The organism is Faecalimonas hominis (genome assembly GCF_054660755.1).
The window spans coordinates 1-2617 of sequence record NZ_BAAHSH010000085.1 but is presented as its reverse complement, the minus strand read 5'-3'; the positions used below and the strand labels follow the sequence as shown (position 1 = coordinate 2617).

General features: G+C 37.3%; 2 protein-coding genes. Both read left to right on the top strand.

The window, feature by feature from the left end:
• Positions 1 to 346: 346 nt before the first annotated feature.
• Positions 347 to 1186, top strand: a complete 840-nt coding sequence (locus tag ACYQ35_RS11645; RefSeq protein WP_244783725.1) for a tyrosine-type recombinase/integrase — start codon at positions 347 to 349, stop codon at positions 1184 to 1186.
• Positions 1187 to 1188: 2 nt separating this feature from the next.
• A complete protein-coding gene (locus tag ACYQ35_RS11640; protein ID WP_459833764.1) occupies positions 1189 to 2340 on the top strand; it encodes an IS91 family transposase in 1152 nt (383 codons plus the stop codon).
• The last annotated feature ends 277 nt before the right edge of the window (positions 2341 to 2617 follow it).

The following is a 2617-nucleotide window of genomic DNA, read 5'->3' as shown; positions in this document are numbered from 1 at the left end:
TTCGCCAATGTTATTCTCTGTAACAAATATTTCCCAAAGTTCTTTTCCAGACATAAAATATTCCCTCCAACTTCTAATTGAACAAAATCGCTGCGCGATGGCCTGCCAAGGCTGTGGTGCAGTTTCTTATTAGTTTTCTAAAAAAGCAGTGACAGGATTGTCCCAAGATAGTATTGTTTAAGTACCACCAAAAACAAACTTCGAATACGGGCTTAGTTCCCTACCACTGCCTATGAAAAGAATACCATTTTTACACCGTTTCTACAAGCGGTTTTATCAAGCAAATGCTCCTCCGTAAAGGTATGTGGAACTTATATATTTTCATTTATTTTACGGAGGATATTTTATGTACGAAGATATTTATAATCAAATCAAACTTGCTGCGGAAAAGAAAAATTTAAAACCATCCACAGCTAATGCCTACTGTCATACGATTAGACATTTTTTAGATTATACAGGAAAACCATGGAATGAACTAATTATTGATGACGCGGATGCTTTTTTAACCGCAAAAAGGTTATCTGGAGTCATGCCGGAAACTTATAATCATTATTATTCTGCTATACGTTTTATGTATAAAAGAATCTTAAAACTATACTGGGATGAAGATGAAATCTCCCGCATGAAACGTGACCGGGCTCTTCCTGTTATTCTATCAAAGGATGAAATCAATTCTATTCTTGATGCAACTAAAAATCTGAAACATAAAGCAATAATTGCAACCATGTATTCCGGTGGACTTCGCGTATCAGAAGTGGTACATCTGCACTATGACGATATATCCAGAAGCAATAAGTCTATTCATATACGCAATACCAAAAACCGAAGAGATCGATATACTATTCTTGCCGACCGTACACTTGATTTACTTACAGAATACTGGTTTCAATGCGGTAAACCAAGGAGTATACTGTTTCCAAGTCAATGGACTCATAATTACCTTGATATTTCAAGCGTAAATCAATTCTTAAAAACAAGTGCAAAAAAGGCTGGCATTACGAAACATTTTTCTTCTCATACTTTTAGGCATAGTTTTGCAAGCCATCTTTTGGAAGCGGGGTGTGACATTAAATATATTCAAGCATTATTAGGACATACAGACCCAAAATCTACAGAAATATATCTTCATGTGAGTAACAAAACACTATTGGGAATTAAAAGTCCTTTTGACGTACAGGAGGATTAGGCATGGAAAATCCAACTGTACAGGATATATTTCACTCTTTTTATCTCAAATATCTGGACAGATATACACCTTCTGCGGAACAGGCAAAAGTTTCACATTGTATTATGAACTGCAAGACCGGAGTTTATGGCGCAAATGTCAGTGTTTGTGAAGATTGTGGCCATCTTCAGATTCACTACAATTCCTGCCGTAACAGATGCTGTCCTATGTGTCAGGCTCTTCCTACCGAAAAGTGGATGGATTCCCAACGGGAAGACGTTCTGGAAGCACCTTACTTCCATGTGGTATTTACAGTCCCTCAAGAACTGAATCCATTAATCTATTGTAACCAGAAACTACTGTATGATGCCTTGTATCATTCCGTCTCTTCCACGATAAATGAACTTGCTGAGGATGAAAAATACCTGGATGCAAAGGTCGGATACATCTGCATCCTGCATACATGGGGATCTGAAATGAATTTCCATCCCCATATCCATGTCATTCTTCTCGGCGGTGGATTGACTGCTAAGAATCAGTGGCGTGATAAAGGTGAAGAGTTCTTTTTTCCTGTTAAAGTATTATCCAAACTTTTCCGTGGAAAATATCTGGATGAACTGAAAACTTTATGGAAAAATAAAAAACTTCACTTTCACGGAAGCAGTGAAAAATACCGAAATCACTATGCCTTCAAAGAGCTGATAAATATCTGCTATGAAAAAGACTGGATTCCACACTGTAAGAAAGCCTTTAACGGTGCACAGTCTGTTATTCATTACCTTGGTAAGTACATACACAGAATTGCTATCAGTAATCGCCGTATTATCCGCATGGATGAAAACACTGTCACATACTATGTGAAGGACTACCGTGAAGCTGGTAAATGGAAAGCACTGACTATTCCCGGAGTTGAATTTATCCGCAGATTCCTTATGCATGTGCCACCCAAACGCTTTGTCCGAATCAGACATTATGGTCTGCTGTGTACCCGAAGTAAAACCAAGCATCTTACACTATGTAGAAATCTTCTTGGCTGCAGGCAATATCTGTCTCGGTTGAAAAATATGGAAACAACTCAAATATTGGAAACACTTTATGGAATCAAGGTTTCTGTTTGTAAATGCTGTGGAGGACATCTCGGAAAACCCCAACAACGGATACCTTTACGGATTTAAAACCCAATAATTAAATATTTTTACGAAGCCTCAGAAATGAGGTCTGTTTGTTGTGGGAAAATATCTTTTTCTATAAAGAAATCTGATATAATATTTTAATCAAAACAGTTTTTTCTACAAGGGGAAAAGAATTGAAACTCCATATATTCCGGCTATCCGGACACGACTTTGTTCACTATAGAAAAATCGAAATTGGTGCAAACGATAGGGCAGTTTATCAGCAATCTATAAGCTGCTTTATCGTTTACGCCAACTTCGATTGGTTTCTAATCAATTT